Source organism: Scytonema hankhaensis NUACC26 (assembly GCF_045865695.1).
Taxonomy (GTDB): Bacteria; Cyanobacteriota; Cyanobacteriia; order Cyanobacteriales; family Nostocaceae; genus Scytonema.
In genome coordinates, this window is the sequence record NZ_BAACAP010000161.1 from 1 (window position 1) to 16,998 (window position 16,998).

Sequence of the window (16,998 nt, forward strand, 5' to 3'; positions counted from 1 at the left end):
GGAGGGTCACTGGTGAGTCCAGTCCTGCAGAAAGGTCTCCTTTCGTAGGGAACTGGCGAACCCGGAGGGTCACTGGTCACTGTTTAACAAGCTACTTGAAATTCACCTATCATTTTCACTTCTGGCTCTAAAACGATCGCCCAACGATCTTGGACTTCCTGCTGGACGTGACGGATAACATTAAAAATATCCCAAGCACTCGCTCCGCCGCAATTAACGATAAAATTAGCATGACGTTGTGCGACTTGTGCTTTACCAATCTGGTAGCCTTTTAGACCACTTTGCTCAATTAACCAACCCGCCGCATGGGGTTTGGGATTGCGGAAAACGCTACCACAACTTGGCAAGTGATATGGCTGAGTGTTTAGTCTATGCTGCTTGTGCTGCTTGGTGACTGCCAAAACGTGTTCTGGGGCTGCTCCTGGTTGTAGCTGGAAGGTTGCTTGAGTGACTATTTTCTTGTTGCCTTGCAGTACTGAAGTCCGATAGCTGTAGTTCAACTGTTCGCGAGTCAGTGTCTCCAAAGTTCCATCGGGGAGAAGAACTTCGACACTGGATAAGATATCTGCGATACAGCTACTGTGCGCCCCCGCGTTCATGACTACAGCACCACCAACGGTTCCGGGTATGCCAACAGCCCACTCCAATCCTTGCCACCCATGAGCAGCGGCTGCCCATACTAAACTAGGAAGGGGTTCTCCTGCAGCAACAGTAACTTGACCTGTTTCTATATCGAAATTGTTATGCCGTAGATGGCGAGTTACAATAACTAAACCGGGTATGCCGCAATCACTGATGAGCAAGTTAGACCCTGCTCCTAGTACTGTGACTGGTAGCTCCTGTGTTTGAGCATACTGAATACTGGCTTGTAAAGCTTCTAAGTTGCGAGGTGCAACACACCATTGGGCGGGACCGCCTACTCTATAAGAAGTATACCCCGCGAGTGAAACTTGGGATTTTATAACGCAATCAGTGCCTGGTAAATAAATTTCCTGACTTTCGGCGGAATTGGCCGTTTGCTGTCTGTTGTCATTAATGTTAGGAAGTTTACAGACATTTGCAACTGCCTGGGATATAGTCATATTTTTTACAATGAGGTAAATAATTGATGTTGATCTGTCGTCAAAATACGACACTAGAGGAAGGCAATGTAACTATTGCGAGACGGACACAGTGCGAGTGAAAGAATTAATCCCTTGCAAGGAATTGATTCCCTCTCACTGTATGCGGCTTGCACTTCTTCTAGGAAGTTGCTTGCGCTGGTTGGCAAAGTGTTGCCATGACATCAGGAATCACTTGATTGAGATTCCCTGCTCCTAAAAACAGCGCCAAGTCTCCACGACGCAGTGATTGCAGCAAGTACTCATATACTGCATTTAATGTTGGTTGATAGGTCACCTGCGAGTTGTGCTTAGCAACTTCATCAGCCAATTTTTCCCCACTGATTTGCCCTAAATTAGGCTCCCCTGCACTGTAAATATCTGTCAGGACAACTAGATCTGCATAACTAAACGACTCGGCAAATTCCTCCAAAAAGGTCAGTGTACGGCTGTAACGATGGGGTTGGAAGATCGCAACTACTCTTTGTCCCGGTCTTGCTTGGAGGCGTGCGGCTGCAAGAGTAGCACGGATTTCACTGGGATGATGGGCGTAGTCATCAATGAAAGTAATGCCGTTGGCTTCTCCTCGGAATTCAAAACGTCGTCTTGCACCTTCAAAGGTAGAAAGCCCTTTGGCAATTTCTCCAAATTCTAAGCCCAATAACCGACCTACGGCAACGGCGGCTAGAGCATTGCTTAGGTTGTGTTTGCTCAGCAAGCGTAAATTTAATACGCCTAAACTTTTTCCTCTTTCCCACACCAAAGCTGTCGTACCATCAGCGCGATAGTCTATGTTGGTTACAGTATAATCGGCGTTTGTATCGGAGTATAAGCTATAAACGATCGTTGGTTTTAGGCGATCGCGTACTGTTTGGCAATCAATGCTCCCCACCAGAGTTTTACAACCTCTAGCAAATGTTTGGAAGATTTCCACGACTTCATCTAATGTTTCATAGTGGTCGGGATGGTCTAATTCGATATTAGTAATAATCCCTATTTCCGGAGTATGCTTGACTAATGAACCATCTGATTCGTCTGCTTCTGCTACTAAATATCGACTCTGCCCTAGTCTGGCATTTCCAGCCCAGGCATCAACTTCACCACCCACTAAAATCGTTGGATCTAAACCTGCTTCAAGTAGCATGTATCCAATCATACTACTAGTTGTAGTTTTTCCGTGCGTTCCGGCTACAGCAATGCTATGATAATCTGCAATTAATGCTGCCAATACATCCGAGCGATGAAAAATTGGGCAGTTTAATTCAAGAGCTGCTTTGTATTCTAAATTATTCGGGTTAATTGCTGTAGAACATATAACTTGAGGTAGTTTTTCTACTGCGCTATTCAGTAATTCTTGGGTATTTAATCCGGATTCATGAGATGGAAAATCCGGTTTAAAGAATTCTAGATTACTTGCCTCTTGCTTGCTAAATATATGAGCACCGATAGATTCCAAACGACGAGTGATATGATTTGGACGAAGATCCGAACCCGACACTGGAAAATTGCGTTGGGCTAAAACATGGGCTAAGGCGGACATTCCTATGCCGCCTACACCTATGAAATGAAATGGTCTACCACTAAAGTCAACTGAATTTTGCACTGTTTTCTCCTCTTACACCACACCACACAATAATATTAAATGACACGGGTATCATAACAGGAATGATATTTTTACCGATACTACCTTTATATATGTTGCATAGCTGTAGAACTTATTATTCCCGAGTTCGTCTGCCGATTCAAATCGATTTTATCCTTAACAGAGATTTTTTCTCCGTCTCAATAGATATTATGTTTATTCTTCAAATTTCTAATGAATCGGGAAACAATCAATTGTAATTCCAAATACATTTTTTGTCTGAATTTCAAAATTTTGTTATAGTGGGGGATTGTTGGTAAATTCTTGGAAAACCAAATACAGCCATCATTGAGTGGGTCAATGCGACGATTGGCAATTTTCGGAGGGACTTTCGATCCCGTTCATTGGGGACATCTGATTCTCGCTGAGGCAGCTTTGCATCAATTCTCCTTAGAAAAGGTAATTTGGGTGCCATCATTCAATCCTCCTTACAAACAAGCGGCGAGTTTTGAGCATCGAGTAGAAATGGTACAGCAAGCGATCGCAGAAAATCCAAAGTTTTCCGTGTCACTTAGCGAACAAGATTCTTCCGGCTCTTCTTTTGCGATTAACACCCTGATAAATTTATCAGCAGACCACCCAGAGACTCACTGGTACTGGATTATTGGCTTGGATGCGTTTCAAACCTTACCTCGCTGGTACCGTGGACAAGAATTAGCACAGCTTTGCGAGTGGTTGATAGCACCCCGACTCCTAAGTGGTGAGACTATAACTCAAAGTGAGATAATCTGCAAGCAAGTGGAGCAAAAGCTGACAAAACAAACTTTTAACATACACTGGCAATTATTGAATATCCCGTTCGTGGGTCTTTCGTCAAGTCTCATCCGCGATATGTATTGTGAAGGTAGATCGATTCGTTATTTAGTGCCTGAAACGGTTAGAGCTTACATCGTTAACCATAATTTGTATGCAAAAGGGTAGGAAAAAAATATTTATTTTTGTGGAGCTAACACTTTATAGTTATAAATACTCCCCCCTTTACTGTATGATCGGGGTCAATAGTAGCTTTTAATAAGGTATATAACGATAGAGGGCAAGTCGCTGTGATTAGAGTAGCAATAAATGGTTTTGGGCGCATCGGTCGTAATTTCGCTCGTTGCTGGATAGGTAGAGAGAATAGCAACATTGACTTGGTTGCTGTCAACGATACTTCAGACCCCAGAACTAACGCTCACCTACTGAAGTATGACACAATGCTAGGGAAGTTAAAGGGTGTTGACATCAGCGCTGATGATAACTCCATCACCGTTAACGGTAGAACCATTAAGTGTGTATCCGACCGGAACCCAGAAAAACTGCCTTGGAAGGACTGGGATATCGATCTCATTATTGAATCCACAGGTGTATTCACTTCTAGAGAAGGAGCAACCAAGCATCTCAATGCAGGAGCCAAAAAGGTTCTGATCACTGCTCCAGGTAAGAATGATGATGGAACTTTTGTGGTAGGCGTGAACCATCACGACTACGACCACGAAAAACACTATATTATCAGCAACGCTAGTTGTACTACAAACTGTTTGGCTCCCATTGCTAAGGTGTTGCACGAAAAATTCGGCATCATCAAAGGTACCATGACTACTACTCACAGCTACACGGGCGACCAGCGTTTGTTGGATGCTTCCCACAGAGATGTCCGGCGGGCGCGTGCAGCAGCTCTTAACATTGTGCCTACCTCTACAGGTGCTGCTAAAGCTGTAGCATTAGTATTGCCTGATTTGAAGGGCAAGCTGAACGGTGTTGCACTTCGCGTTCCTACCCCTAACGTTTCGATGGTGGATTTTGTCATACAAGTTGAAAAATCTACCATTACTGAAGAAGTTAACCAAGCCCTGAAAGAAGCTTCTGAAACTTCACTAAAAGGCATTCTCGCATATAGCGAGGAAGCACTCGTATCTTCTGACTACCAAGGTACTGATGAATCTTCAATTGTTGATGCTAGCTTAACAATGGTCATGGGCGGAGACTTGGTTAAGGTTATGGCTTGGTACGATAACGAATGGGGCTACAGTCAGCGCGTACTCGACCTTGCAGAATTAGTTGGTGAAAAATGGGTTAAGTAGTTATTTGTCCTTGGTCATTTGTCATTAGTCACTTGTCATTTGCTAAGGACTAAGGACTAGGGACTAATGACCAAAATGCTGAAACCCCCGATTGAGTGTGAGAACTCGGTCGGGATTTTTTTTGTCTGGATCGCGTAAAATAACTGTGGACTCATTAGTAATTGTTCCCACAATTGCAGCATTTTTTCCTAGTGTTTGTACAAACTTTTCTGCTACTTCTTTAGGCATACACAATACGAGTTCAAAATCTTCACCGCCATATAAGGCGTATTCTAGGGCTTGTTCTTTGGTTAACCAAGAATGGAATGCTTCAGGTAGGGGAATTCGATCGTTCTCAACGACAGCCCCCACTTTACTGTTTTGGCAAATCTGAATGACTGCATCTGCTAACCCATCACTGCTGTCCATTCCGGAGATGGGGATTGGCGACTCGGGATTGGCAATTGGGGATTGGGTTACTAAGATTTTCCAGAGTATGGGTAGGACATCAAGTCGTGGTTGGGGTCGCTGATGTGCTTTGATTAAGGTTGTGCGATCGCTCTGGCTCAGATTTTTTCCTTGTTCTGGATGGAGGAGTAATTGTAAGCCAGCAGCGGAAGCGCCATGAACTCCTGTTACGACGATAGCATCTCCGACTTTGGCACTGTCTCGACGAATGGTTTGTAGTGGGTTAACTTGACCGAGTGCAGTAATTGCTATGGTTGTGGTGGGCGATCGGACTATATCTCCACCAACAATAGGTGTATTGTATTTTTGCAAACATTGTGACATTCCCTGGTATAATCTTTCAACCCAACTGACCGCAAGCTCACCGGGTAGTCCCAAGCCAACCGTAATACCTAATGGAGTTGCTCCCATTGCTGCTATATCAGATAAATTGGCTGCTGCAGCACGCCAACCAACATCCTCTGGCGATGTCGTAATATCACTGAAATGCACGTTATCAATTAACACATCAGTCGTGACTACTAAAGAATTTCCCGGTTCAGTAGAGAGCACAGCCGCATCATCACCAACAATATCTGGAGGACAATAACGCTGCAATCTTTTTAAAAGACCTTGCTCGCCAATGTCTCGAACTAACGAAGAAAATTCACTATTCACGTTTTAAGTTAGGATAAAAATACTGTTTCGGAGTCTGTTTGTATGGTAACTATACCAGCAATCAATCTCACCTTTGAGGAGTATTTAACCTATGATGATGGTATTGGTTTTCACTACGAACTGGTGGATGGTAGGTTAGAACTGATGAATCCACCGAGTATTAAACATTTCCTCGTTGCTGATTTTCTAGACACAGTATTGAAGACAGAAATTAAGCGTTTAAGCCTACCATGGCTTTGTTTAAGAGAAACTGGAGTAAGAACGGGTAAAAAGAAATCTCGATTAACTGATATTTCTGTAGTTACGCAAGAGCAAGCTAAGGAATTGAAGAATACATCGGCTGTATTTCAGTCGCCTCCAATGCTAATAGTAGAGGTGGTCAGCCCAGAATCTGTTAAACGAGATTATCGTTACAAACGGTCTGAATATGCAGCACTAGAAGTACCGGAATATTGGATTGTAGATCCATTGACTACGAAAATTACAGTTTTGTTTTTAGAAGAAGGTCTTTACGAAGAGAACATTTTCACTGACAACCAGCAAATTGTTTCGCGTCTTTTTCCTGAATTACTAATTACTGTTGAACAAGTGTTTGCTGCGGGTAATCTTGGTTAATTTTGCAATTATAGCAGTTCTCACTTGGGTGCAATACATTAAAAAGTTATGGAACCGCACCCTTCACGCGGACGCACGCGGATGAAACTGTACCTCATTCGGATGAAAACCGCTATAACCTATTAGATAAAGCTACGGTGTACACACAAGTCTGAAATAACTAATAGAATAGGGTTTTAGTAATAGTTTTACCTCTCCCTAACCCTCCACATATAAAAGGGGAGGGAACTTGATTTCTTATTTCCCCCCAATCCATCGGGGGGACAGGGGGGTAAATCTGATTGGTGTGTACACTGTAGTCTAAAATACGAGCAAAATATGGAACTTTACTTTTCGTTACATAGGCTGCTTTTTTCTGACTGATATGTTTAAGCAACGTCAGGTTCTACTAAATTCTCAATCCCTTGGATGACTCTAGCAGATTCAATTTTGTCACCTGCTTTCAGTTCGTCCAAAACTTCTTTTCCTTCAGTAAGGTAGCCAAAAACAGCATAGCGACCATCAAGTAAGTTACGTCCTGCAGGAGTAAGTTCTGGTTCAAATAGAAAGAAGAAGACTTGTGAAGAACCTCCATTCACATCACGTTCGGGACGTGCCAAAGCTAAAGCACCAAAGGCAGAGAAGGGAAGAACAGGTAAATCCACATAACGACCTGCTTCTTCTAAGGTGATGCCGTAAGTAGGCTTTTTATCTCCCTTGACAAGTACTTCTAAAGGAATGGCACGATATTTGCCTGTTTTTGGGTCAACAAAACCTACATCTTTACCTGGAGGATCTCCGGTTTGTAACACGTAAGATTCTTCAGAACGGGTGAATTCTAAGCCGTTATAAAAACCTCGTTGTACTAAATCAACAAAATTTCCAGAGGTTACAGGGGTGCTGTAGCCATCTACAACAACCGTCAAGTCACCTTTAGTCGTTTTGATTTCTACAGTGGCACGACCTTTAAGCTGAGGTAAATTGCTGTATTCAGATGGTACTTCAAAGGGAAATTCCTTCACCATGGATTCTTCTAAAAGACTAACCAAGTTAAGTAGTTTAGCCCTTTGTTCCTTGACTTGTTCTTTGTCTTTTGTCTTAGCCACTTCTTGTAAAGTGTTAACACCAGATTTTAACTCAGAAATCCAAGCCTCAGCTTGAGGTTTTCGTTCATCTGGGACGGTGACTAATAGTTGGGCGGGTTTATCAAGAATGCGCGAAGCTTTGCTAAGGTCTTTAGAAACAGCACCCCAGCGTCGATTTGCTCGCAGTTGGTTTGATATGTCTTCTAAACTCGCTTGCAGTTCCCGCACGGGTTTGTTATCTATAGGAAGTGCGTACCGTAAAAGCGCTCCACCATCAGTAATGGCGTTACCAGCAGGCAGCGCCGCACTACTAGATGGTGTCCACCCAGCTGTACTTACTCCTAAAAATAGAGTGACTAGCAGCAGTGCAATGAGACTGTTATTCAGCCAGGATTTCAATATTTTGAACATGGAATGGCTTCAATGCAACATTAGATTGTTAACAAGATTTAACCCACTAACCATCTTCCCACAGGACTGCAAACAGTTTAGTCGTAATCTCGTTTAAATAAACCGAGTAAGGGACCGAGAATCAAACCAAACACAAAACCCCCTATATGCGCCCAATACGCAACTCCACCTGTCTCCATACTCATAGCAGCAGGTTGCAAGCTAGCAAGACCAGATATCACATTTTGGACAATAAAGAGTCCTATCAAAATCATTGCAGGAACTCTGATTGTCGTTATGAAAAATCCTAAGAAAATTAACGAAACAACTCCCGTGCGCGGAAAGCGAATAATGTAAGCTCCTAAGATGCCTGAAATGGCTCCACTTGCCCCTAAAGAAGGAATTGTCGAGTTTACACCAACTATCCACTGACACAAAGCTGCTAAAGCACCACAACTTAAATAGAAAATTAGGTATTTAAAATGACCCAATCGGTCTTCAATATTGTTACCAAAAACCCATAAAAATACCATATTAGATATGAGATGCCACCAACCTCCGTGTAAAAATTGTGACGTAAACAAAGTTGTCCATTCAGGTACGGGTTGATTGATTGACGCACCAGCAAAACTAGCAGTTAACTGTCGTGGAATTACGGCATATAACTGTAGAAACTGCTCCAGTTGCGTCTCTGACAAACTCACTTCATGCAGAAAAAGTAATACATTCATACCAATCAGCCCATAGGTAATATATGGGGTGATTCGCGTTGGGTTTTCGTCGTAAAGGGGAAACACAGGTGTTTTTCCTAATTAACCACTACCTGCAATATAACTTGTTCGGGGATTGGGGACTGGGGACTGGGGAGTGGGGACTGGGGACTGGGGACTGGGGACTGGGGAGTGCGAACCAATCGCCCATCCCCTAATTACCTGTACCAAAACTCTTCTTTAGGTTTGTCGTTAAACAACCCCAACAATGGACCGAGGACTGCACCGAAGAGAAAGCCTCCAGTGTGCGCCCAGAAGGCAATACCACCAGTGTCAACATTGGTAGGTGCTTCTAAACCCGCTGCCCCGGAAATGGCTTGTTGAAGAAACCAAAACCCTAAGAAGAAGAATGCCGGAACGCGAAATGTTGGAAAGAAAAATCCTAGGGGAATGATACCGAGAATTTCTGCTTGGGGAAACCGAAGAATGTAAGCACCCATAACGCCTGCGATCGCACCACTTGCTCCCAAAGAAGGAATTGAGGAATTTTGTGCAAAATACCACTGACTCAAAGATGCTAAAACACCACAGGTCAAATAGAACAATAAATATTTAAAGTGACCTAGCTTATCTTCAACGTTGTTACCAAAAATCCATAAGAACAACATATTACCACCCAGGTGCAACAGACCTGCGTGTAAGAACTGAGAAGTAATCAAAGTTGACCACTCTGGTACTGGTTGATTAACTGAAATCCCTGCAAAGCTAGCCGTAAGTTCTCGGGGTACCACAGCAGCAAGATGTAAAAACCCGTCTAACTCTGTGGGTGGGAGACTAGCTTCAAAAAGAAAAGCTATGATATTTGCCGCAATCAGCCCATAAGTGACGTAGGGCGTAATTGTCGTAGGATTATCGTCTCTGATTGGAACCATAGGAAATTTTCTCTATTATTGAACGGAAATCATTTCCCGCATTTCCCACCCAAAAATACTTAGAAATATTTACATTTTGGGTAGGGTAAGGGAAACCCAGCATAAAACGCGCAGCAACATTGTGTTAGAATAATCTTGGTACGGCAAAACGAAATTTCGTGGAGGCACGACCACTTCACCGCGATTATCTAATAGAAATTGTTGGTTTTTCTAGGGCTGTCGTAGATAAAAGTTTTTACGCTTTGCTGAGAACGCCAGTGTACCTAGGAACGTTGCACAGTCCTCGTGTCTGTGTAGCGCAAGATTCCCCAACCATAATCGTAAGATTTGGTTGGCGGTGCGTTCAAGACATAGCTCAGAATATCTAATTTTTCTGAAACGTTCTTCTACCTAACTAGGGATTGGGGATCGAGTAAGAGGTGAAAGTTTTTCTCGCCTGTTCCCTAATCCCCAAGCCCTAATTCTCAATCGCCAATCCCCTAGTAAACCTTCATTGCTCGTTGCATCTCGCGCTGATCTTGACGTTTCTTAATATCTTCACGCTTATCGTGAATTTTTTTACCTTTTGCCAAGGCAATGCTAATTTTTACCCAGCCGCGCTTGAGATACATCTTAAGAGGTATTAGTGTTAAACCTTGCTGTTCGACTTTGCCAATCAACTTGCGAAGTTCGTCACGACGCAACAGGAGTTTGCGCGTGCGCCGGGGTTCGTGGTTGAAATACTGACTGCTAGCTGTGTAAGGAGAAATATGAACGTTAATTAGCCATGCTTCTCCATCACGAAGCAAAGCATACCCGTCTTGAAGATTGACCTTACCCGCACGGATTGATTTTACCTCGGTTCCTGTAAGCTGAATCCCAGCTTCATATGTTTCCAGAATCTCGTATAAATACCGAGCTTGTCGATTGTCGCTAACGACTTTGTAACCTTCGCTTTTTTCACTCATTGAGGATGATATTTACGTACAATGTGTATAATATTTAATATGAATAAGTAGAAAAAGAAGAAAAATTTACATAAATTTTTGTTACGCGCTCCTCTAAATGTTACCTTTATCTTTCTAATTTAGCTTTTTTACACTGTTTTTGCCAGTTTGTCTTGTTAATTAATCTTTATACTAAGACGATCTTTGGAAACTCTTGGAGGTAATACTCAGTATTCAAAAAGAAAGTTATAGGAATCATAAATGATTTATGATTCCTATAGATAGGCAAAATGTTAAGTAAAATGACGACGCTTTTAGACTCTATCTCTAGAATTAGCGCTTATTAGTAGGGTAGGTAACGCCAACCAAAAGTATTATGTGATGGACATTGCCTATCCTAAAATCCTTATAATTTTTTACAAATCATTTATGATTCCTATGTTTAAAAGTTTGTATATCTTCAGGTTAGTCTCAACACAATTTATTTTACTGCCATGGAATGATTTTGTTTGGAAGGAAACTGGATAAATTTGTAATCGAACGCGGAAGGAATTTGGAACACAATTATGAAAAATAAATTGACTACAGCAATTGGTGCTGGTGTTATTGGTTTAAGTCTGGCTGTTATGCCTCTCACTTTGCCTGCTTCTGCTCAAACTAATAGAACCGATACTGGCACTACCACTGGTAACACCACAACTGACACGACAACTTACCGTGGTGATAATGATTTTAATTGGGGTTGGTTAGGTTTACTTGGACTTTTAGGTTTAGGTGGTTTAGCGGGCAAACGCCGCGAAGAAGCTCGCTATCGCGACCCTAATGCAACAGTTGGTAGCTCCACTTACAGAGAATAATCTTATACCATTTTGGATTTTAGATTTTGGATTTTGAATTGAGGAAGTGGTACTTTGACTTAATCTCAACTCACTATCTGTCTATTCTTTTTTCAATTTGGTAAGATGTTGCTGCTAGCAACTGTAGGAGCAAAGAATTGAACAAAAAAATGCTCTCCCGCAGTCCCTACCTAAAAGTATTAAAAAGATGTCCCCAATTGGGTGGGGTTAGGGAGAGCCAGTGTAAAACAAAGAAGCAACATTGTAGTAGAATAATATTGGTACGGCAAAACGAATCTCGTGGAGGCACGACCAATAGTACTCAAGCAATTATGTTATTCACGATTGCTGTTTTTCTGGGGTTTCCGTAGACAAAAGTTTCTACGACTAGCTGAGGACGCCAGTATACCTGGGAACGCTTAGAAATCTTTGGTTTCTGACGCGCAAGAATCCTCAACCATAATCGTAAGATTTGGTTGGCGGTGCGTTCAATTACGACGATCGACTAGAAGGCAAGCCTTAGAATCAGAACACTCTAAGGCTTATTTAATTGCGATCGCTGGTCGCTGGTCGCTGGTCACTGGTCGCTGGTCACTGGTCGCTGGTCACTGCTCACTGGTTTCCGAAGGGGTTTGTAGTAGCTAGCAATCAAAGCGACCATTAACCACCACACTGTATTGACTTCAGGACGGAACCAAACGGTATCAACTGTGTTATGAGCAAGCGTTCCTATTATGGCAGCGATCGCACCAATAATCCAGAAGCCGTCCACACTGTTTGACTCTCGCAAACGCTGTAGTTGTAGAATACCTGTATTAAAAGTGATAACGAGCAGCCACAAGAAACTGGCTAAACCAATCAATCCAGTTTCCACAGCTATCTCTAAGAAAATAGAATAAGCACTTAAGGCGGTGTAACGGGGAAGCTGATAAAGAGGATAAATTTTATTGAAAGAGTTGTGACCGGGACCAATTCCAGTTAGAGGGTAATCCTTTATCATCTCAAAAACAGCAGTCCAAACATTTCTCCGAAAATTATTACTACTATCACTTCTATCTGCAAAAATACTGAAAAATCGTTCTCGTACAGGTTCGACAAACAGAATTGCCAGTAATAATACGCCTGTTAAACTACCCAATATTAACCACAAAGACCATTTGCGCCAGAAAGGTGGCATATGTACGCTGAACCAAAAGTAAAGTAATCCCAGTAAAGCCAGAACAGAAGCAACCAATCCAATCCAGCCGCCACGGCTAAAAGTCAGAATCAAACAAGCACCATTCACAATCAGCATTGTGAATGCTAATGCCTTCGTCAACCAACTTCGCCATGTAAAAATAGCAACTGCACTTAAAGCGACAGCAGGCAAGAGATACCCAGCTAATAAATTGGGATTGCCAAGATAACTGTAGACTCTTGTTGTTTTTGACAAAGGAGACATTGGATCGACCCAGGTAGCCAGCGCTGGTGCTCCAAAAAACCACTGTCTCATTCCGTATACGCTTACAATAAGTGATACGTGTAAATACAGGCAAATTAACCACGAACGAAAGCGAGGAAACTTCAGCACTCGCGTACAAAGAACAAACAGTAGCAAATAAAGCGTAAAATTCCTTAAATCGGTCAATGCTGCTTGCTTAACGGGTGATAATGCTGTAGCGATAACAGCAACCCCTCCATAAAGCAATATCGGCAGGTGAATGGGAGTTATACCAGGAGTATTGGGTGAGGTTGTTTCGTCAGATACGGTTAGCAGGAGCCAAAATCCTCCACAAGCAACCAATATTATCCCCAGTAGGTCATTTGCCACAAAAGGGGCAAGCCCATATATCAAGCTGAGCAAGGCTGTTGCTATTGTTTCTCCCCATTGCAAGAGAATACTACTTTGCCGCCAGGAGTGTAGTAACCCTACAACAGAACGGTGCAGGTAACTGGTACTAAGGTATTCCTTCAACGGTAAGTAAGATAAAGTGAATTGTTGCCAAATTAAATTCATATACAATACTGTGAATAGATAGCACGCCCGCGCATAACTTTGACGATTCGGCTTTAACCGTTACGCTTCGCATATCGCGATCGTTCCTGATTCTAAAAGTTCATGACGCAGATAGCAAATTGTCAACTAATTATATATATGTCAGCCAAATACTCAATAATCTGGACAATTTGCAATGCTAATCTAGCACAGTCACTTTGCACTCCCCAAATTAAAACTCGCTTGAAGATTCTACTGAGCTTGAACTCATCAACGGTAAACTTAGCACATAGCGGTATCCTGATTCTGATGAGCCTTGAACAGAAATTTGTCCGCCATGTAGGTGCGCTAAACGACAACTAAGTTCTAAACCCAAGCTCTCACGGGATATGTGTCCCGATGATTTAGTAGAATTTAGGTCAGAGACAATCGCAAAAACATCTAAAACAGGAGGATTTAACTCCGTTGGTTCTTCCGTTATTACAGATAAATCGTTGGTATCTTCAGTTAACTCAGAATAACCATTGCCATTGCTATAAGTAGAAGGACTCGCTGTAAACTCCAGCATAGGCGCTAAACTCTTAAGACGGAAGTAAGGCTCTACGTCTGTGATACCGTCACCAAGCCAAGGATGTGAGACCCAAACTGTGATATTAACTAAATTGTCCTTATAGGCAACATGAATGCGAACAACACTTCCTGTAGCAGAAATTTGAATTACATTAAAAACCAGATGATATAAAATTTGCCGTACTTTATCTTTATCTAGAGGTAAGATGCGACTACGCCCTGGTTCTATGGATAAGCGAATATCTTGTTCGCGTCTGTTAGCTGCTTCTTCTAAGGTGTTAATAGCCTGTTGACAGAGCATTTCAATATCGACAGGAGCTAAATTAAGTGTTAATGGGTTTTCATCTATTGTTCCTAGTTCAGAAATTTCATTCACTAAGGACAGTAAATATCGACCGCTGTGTTGAATGATTTCCAAATACTCTCTCTGTTTGGTTGTCAAAGGACCGTAAATCTCGCGTCCTAAAACACCCGCCATACCTAGTACAGATGTCAAGGGAGTACGCAACTCTTGAGTCAATTGTGCTAACAGTGATAATTTCAGCTGATTGGTAGGAACTGGAATTGATTCTTTTTGAAAAACAGTTGGATTGAGCCGAATTTCATTAGTATTAGAGCTATTGAACGACCAACTAGAAACATTCATGGAAATACTGCTATTTGAGCTAGCTTGTAGCAGTCTATTGCGTTCAAATTCACTCATGCTCCAACGAGCTATGATTTGTAAAAATTCAACGTCTCTGGTAGTAAATTTACGTGGGACTAAATCCATGACTGCCAAAGCACCTAAGCAAGACCCCGAAGCATCAAACAAGGGTGCTCCTAAATAGGCACGAATACCGTAATCTTGCAACAACTTACTATAAGTGGAACGCTCTGCACTTGTTAGAAGATGAGTATCATCGATCGCAACAATTTGCAAGCTTTCCACAACCTTCGTGCAAAAAGATTCCCGACGTGGAAGTTGACGGGTTTGCGCCAGTTGGTTCATTAGCCCAAGTCTAGATAAGCCTACAGCTGATTTAAACCAGTGGCGATCGCGATCCACAAATCCCAAAACACAAATTTGTGCTTCCAGAAAGTGAGCAGCTGTTTGAGTGGCTTCTTCAAAAACTGGAATAGTCTCTGGTTGACGCAAACCTAAATCCGTTAAAGCTTTGAGGCGTTGTTGTTCTCTCGTCTCTTGAGAAGCCCAACCATCTTTGAGAGTAAATAGTTTGTTTTCAGGCTCTACCATTGCCACCGTTACCTTGATAATAGGGAGGGTACTGTAATTTACTTAACCAAGAAGTCTGGTTATTTGCTATTCCTAAGATTCCCTAATTTTGTGGCGGATAAACAGATCGGAGAGTAATTTTTTTTTCCGTACAGGTTTTTAGCGATACAAAGGCTATCCGACTTGATGTTTTGTTAATGATACACGAAATATTTCAGTATACGGACAGGTAATAGTGGGCAACGGGTATCGCGAAAAGCAATTCAATTCCCCATGCCCAATTCCCAATTCCCAATTTTAGACAGATAGCGTTAGTTTCAGATTTGACTTGGGTATGATAAGGTTGTGCTCAATCAGTGACCAGTGACCAGTGAATGGTTACTGATTTCTTGTTGCTATACACAAAAGCTGAGTTGTGAAAGGCAGTCTTTTAAATTACTAGATACAAAGTTTATTAATAAAGAAGATCCGTCAAAAACTTATAAAAAAAATACATTCCCTTTACAAAGTCGAGTGTTTTAAACTTTAGCATTCAGTCAAGAATATAACAGATGTTTAAGAGAATGTTCGAGAAGTCCAATGACAAAACAGCCCTCAAGAATAGAATTCGTGGTTCTACGATCGCAACCTGTCAACGCAGTTTAAGTTTATCAACCAGGTAAGTGACCTTAAAAGCCATATTTCAAAATTTTAATTTGTGAGAATTGACCCAACAATGAATAACGTGACTGTTAAAGTTCCATTTGTAGACCTCAGTATACAACACCAAGCAATTCAATCTCAATTAGAACAGGCAATCCAATCTGTCATCGCAAGAGGGGATTTTGTATTGGGACAGGCGCTGAAAGACTTTGAAGTAGCATTTGCTACAGCATCAGGTTCGGAATATGGTGTTGGAGTGGCTTCGGGAACGGATGCGATCGCTCTTGGCTTGCAAGCCTGTAACATTGGTTTTGGAGATGAAGTGATTGTACCAGCCAACACCTTTGTCGCTACATTAATTGGGGTGTTGCGTGCAGGAGCAAAACCAGTTTTTGCAGATTGCGATCCACAAACAGCATTAATTGATTTAGACTCAGCAGCGCGAGTCGTCACGCCTAACACTAAAGCCATTATACCCGTACATCTCTACGGTCAGATGGTATCGCCACGGCAGTTATTAGACTTTGCTGAGACATATAAATTACTTATTTTTGAAGATGCAGCACAAGCACATTTAGCAACAAGAGAAGGATACCGAGCAGGTTCTGTGGGGATAGCAGCAGCTTTTAGCTTCTATCCAAGCAAAAACTTAGGGGCATTTGGAGACGGAGGTATGCTCTTGACAAAAGATCCAGATGTTGCGAAGAAAATGGTTTGCTTGCGGAATTACGGTGCAGCGCAAAAATACGTTCACGTTGAACCAGGTACAAATAGCCGTTTAGACACGATGCAAGCAGCTGTACTGCTGCAAAAGCTACCATGTTTAACAGAATGGAATCGTCAGCGGTGGAATGCAGCACAGCAATACGACGCCGACATAGCTCCTTTAGTCTCAAGTGGCATTATTCCCATACAAAATGAAAGTGGGGAAGGACACATTTATCATCTTTACGTTATCAAAGTTGATAGTTCTTGTTCTATGAAACGGCAACAAATTCAGGACAAATTAGCCATAGCAGGAATCCAAACGGGAATTCATTACCCAATTCCCTGCCATCTTCAACCAGCCTTTCGGTATTTAGGTTATGAAGTTGGAGATTTTCCCAAAGCTGAAATGCTGTCAGCGCAAATATTGTCCTTACCCATGTATCCTGGTTTAAGTAGCACTCAAGTTAAAGAAGTTGTATCAGAACTTTGTTAGTGGTTAGTTGACAAT

Annotated in this window: 14 protein-coding genes; 5 read left to right on the forward strand and 9 right to left on the reverse strand. The window is 42.1% G+C overall.

The annotated features are described in order from the left end of the window. Positions 1-83: 83 nt before the first annotated feature. A complete protein-coding gene (gene murB / locus ACKTT2_RS12765; protein ID WP_407887308.1) occupies positions 84-1,082 on the reverse strand; it encodes a UDP-N-acetylmuramate dehydrogenase in 999 nt (332 codons plus the stop codon). A 160-nt stretch (positions 1,083-1,242) separates the two neighbouring features. After that, entirely contained in the window at positions 1,243-2,703 is a 1,461-nt protein-coding gene (murC, locus tag ACKTT2_RS12770) for a UDP-N-acetylmuramate--L-alanine ligase (RefSeq protein ID WP_407887310.1), read from the reverse strand. 339 nt (positions 2,704-3,042) lie between these two features. Here murC and nadD point away from each other — a divergent pair, with 339 nt between their 5' ends. Then, on the forward strand, positions 3,043-3,663 hold the full coding sequence (gene nadD / locus ACKTT2_RS12775) for a nicotinate (nicotinamide) nucleotide adenylyltransferase (RefSeq protein ID WP_407887374.1): 621 nt from the start codon (positions 3,043-3,045) through the stop codon (positions 3,661-3,663). 122 nt (positions 3,664-3,785) lie between these two features. Then, on the forward strand, positions 3,786-4,802 hold the full coding sequence (locus tag ACKTT2_RS12780) for a type I glyceraldehyde-3-phosphate dehydrogenase (protein ID WP_407887312.1): 1,017 nt from the start codon (positions 3,786-3,788) through the stop codon (positions 4,800-4,802). Positions 4,803-4,865: 63 nt separating this feature from the next. Here the strand turns inward: ACKTT2_RS12780 and thiL are convergent, their stop codons facing one another. Next, positions 4,866-5,906: a thiamine-phosphate kinase gene (gene thiL, locus ACKTT2_RS12785; RefSeq protein ID WP_407887314.1), complete on the reverse strand. Its 1,041-nt coding sequence runs from the start codon at positions 5,904-5,906 to the stop codon at positions 4,866-4,868. A 42-nt stretch (positions 5,907-5,948) separates the two neighbouring features. On the opposite strand from thiL, the gene ACKTT2_RS12790 reads away from it, so the two are divergent. Then, positions 5,949-6,521, forward strand: coding sequence for a Uma2 family endonuclease (locus ACKTT2_RS12790; RefSeq protein ID WP_407887316.1), 573 nt, complete (start codon positions 5,949-5,951; stop codon positions 6,519-6,521). 368 nt (positions 6,522-6,889) lie between these two features. Here ACKTT2_RS12790 and ACKTT2_RS12795 read toward each other — a convergent pair whose 3' ends face one another. The 4 genes from ACKTT2_RS12795 to smpB form a co-directional block, all read right to left on the reverse strand. Next, positions 6,890-7,996 carry a peptidylprolyl isomerase gene (locus ACKTT2_RS12795; protein WP_407887318.1) on the reverse strand — a complete coding sequence of 369 codons (1,107 nt, stop codon included), beginning with the start codon at positions 7,994-7,996 and terminating at the stop codon, positions 6,890-6,892. 77 nt (positions 7,997-8,073) lie between these two features. Continuing rightward, a complete protein-coding gene (locus tag ACKTT2_RS12800; RefSeq protein WP_407887320.1) occupies positions 8,074-8,772 on the reverse strand; it encodes a rhomboid family intramembrane serine protease in 699 nt (232 codons plus the stop codon). A 131-nt stretch (positions 8,773-8,903) separates the two neighbouring features. Further along, on the reverse strand, positions 8,904-9,617 hold the full coding sequence (locus ACKTT2_RS12805) for a rhomboid family intramembrane serine protease (protein ID WP_407887322.1): 714 nt from the start codon (positions 9,615-9,617) through the stop codon (positions 8,904-8,906). A gap of 479 nt (positions 9,618-10,096) precedes the next feature. Continuing rightward, a complete protein-coding gene (gene smpB, locus ACKTT2_RS12810; protein WP_407887324.1) occupies positions 10,097-10,564 on the reverse strand; it encodes an SsrA-binding protein SmpB in 468 nt (155 codons plus the stop codon). 545 nt (positions 10,565-11,109) lie between these two features. Here smpB and ACKTT2_RS12815 point away from each other — a divergent pair. After that, positions 11,110-11,400, forward strand: coding sequence for a WGxxGxxG family protein (locus ACKTT2_RS12815; protein WP_407887326.1), 291 nt, complete (start codon positions 11,110-11,112; stop codon positions 11,398-11,400). 556 nt (positions 11,401-11,956) lie between these two features. Here the strand turns inward: ACKTT2_RS12815 and ACKTT2_RS12820 are convergent. Next, the gene (locus ACKTT2_RS12820) at positions 11,957-13,375 is read right to left on the reverse strand and encodes an IctB family putative bicarbonate transporter (RefSeq protein ID WP_407887328.1); all 1,419 of its coding nucleotides are present in this window, start codon (positions 13,373-13,375) and stop codon (positions 11,957-11,959) included. A gap of 211 nt (positions 13,376-13,586) precedes the next feature. Beyond that, positions 13,587-15,161: a GAF domain-containing sensor histidine kinase gene (locus tag ACKTT2_RS12825; RefSeq protein WP_407887330.1), complete on the reverse strand. Its 1,575-nt coding sequence runs from the start codon at positions 15,159-15,161 to the stop codon at positions 13,587-13,589. Positions 15,162-15,855: 694 nt separating this feature from the next. On the opposite strand from ACKTT2_RS12825, the gene ACKTT2_RS12830 reads away from it, so the two are divergent. Then, the gene (locus ACKTT2_RS12830; RefSeq protein ID WP_407887332.1) at positions 15,856-16,983 is read left to right on the forward strand and encodes a DegT/DnrJ/EryC1/StrS family aminotransferase; all 1,128 of its coding nucleotides are present in this window, start codon (positions 15,856-15,858) and stop codon (positions 16,981-16,983) included. The last annotated feature ends 15 nt before the right edge of the window (positions 16,984-16,998 follow it).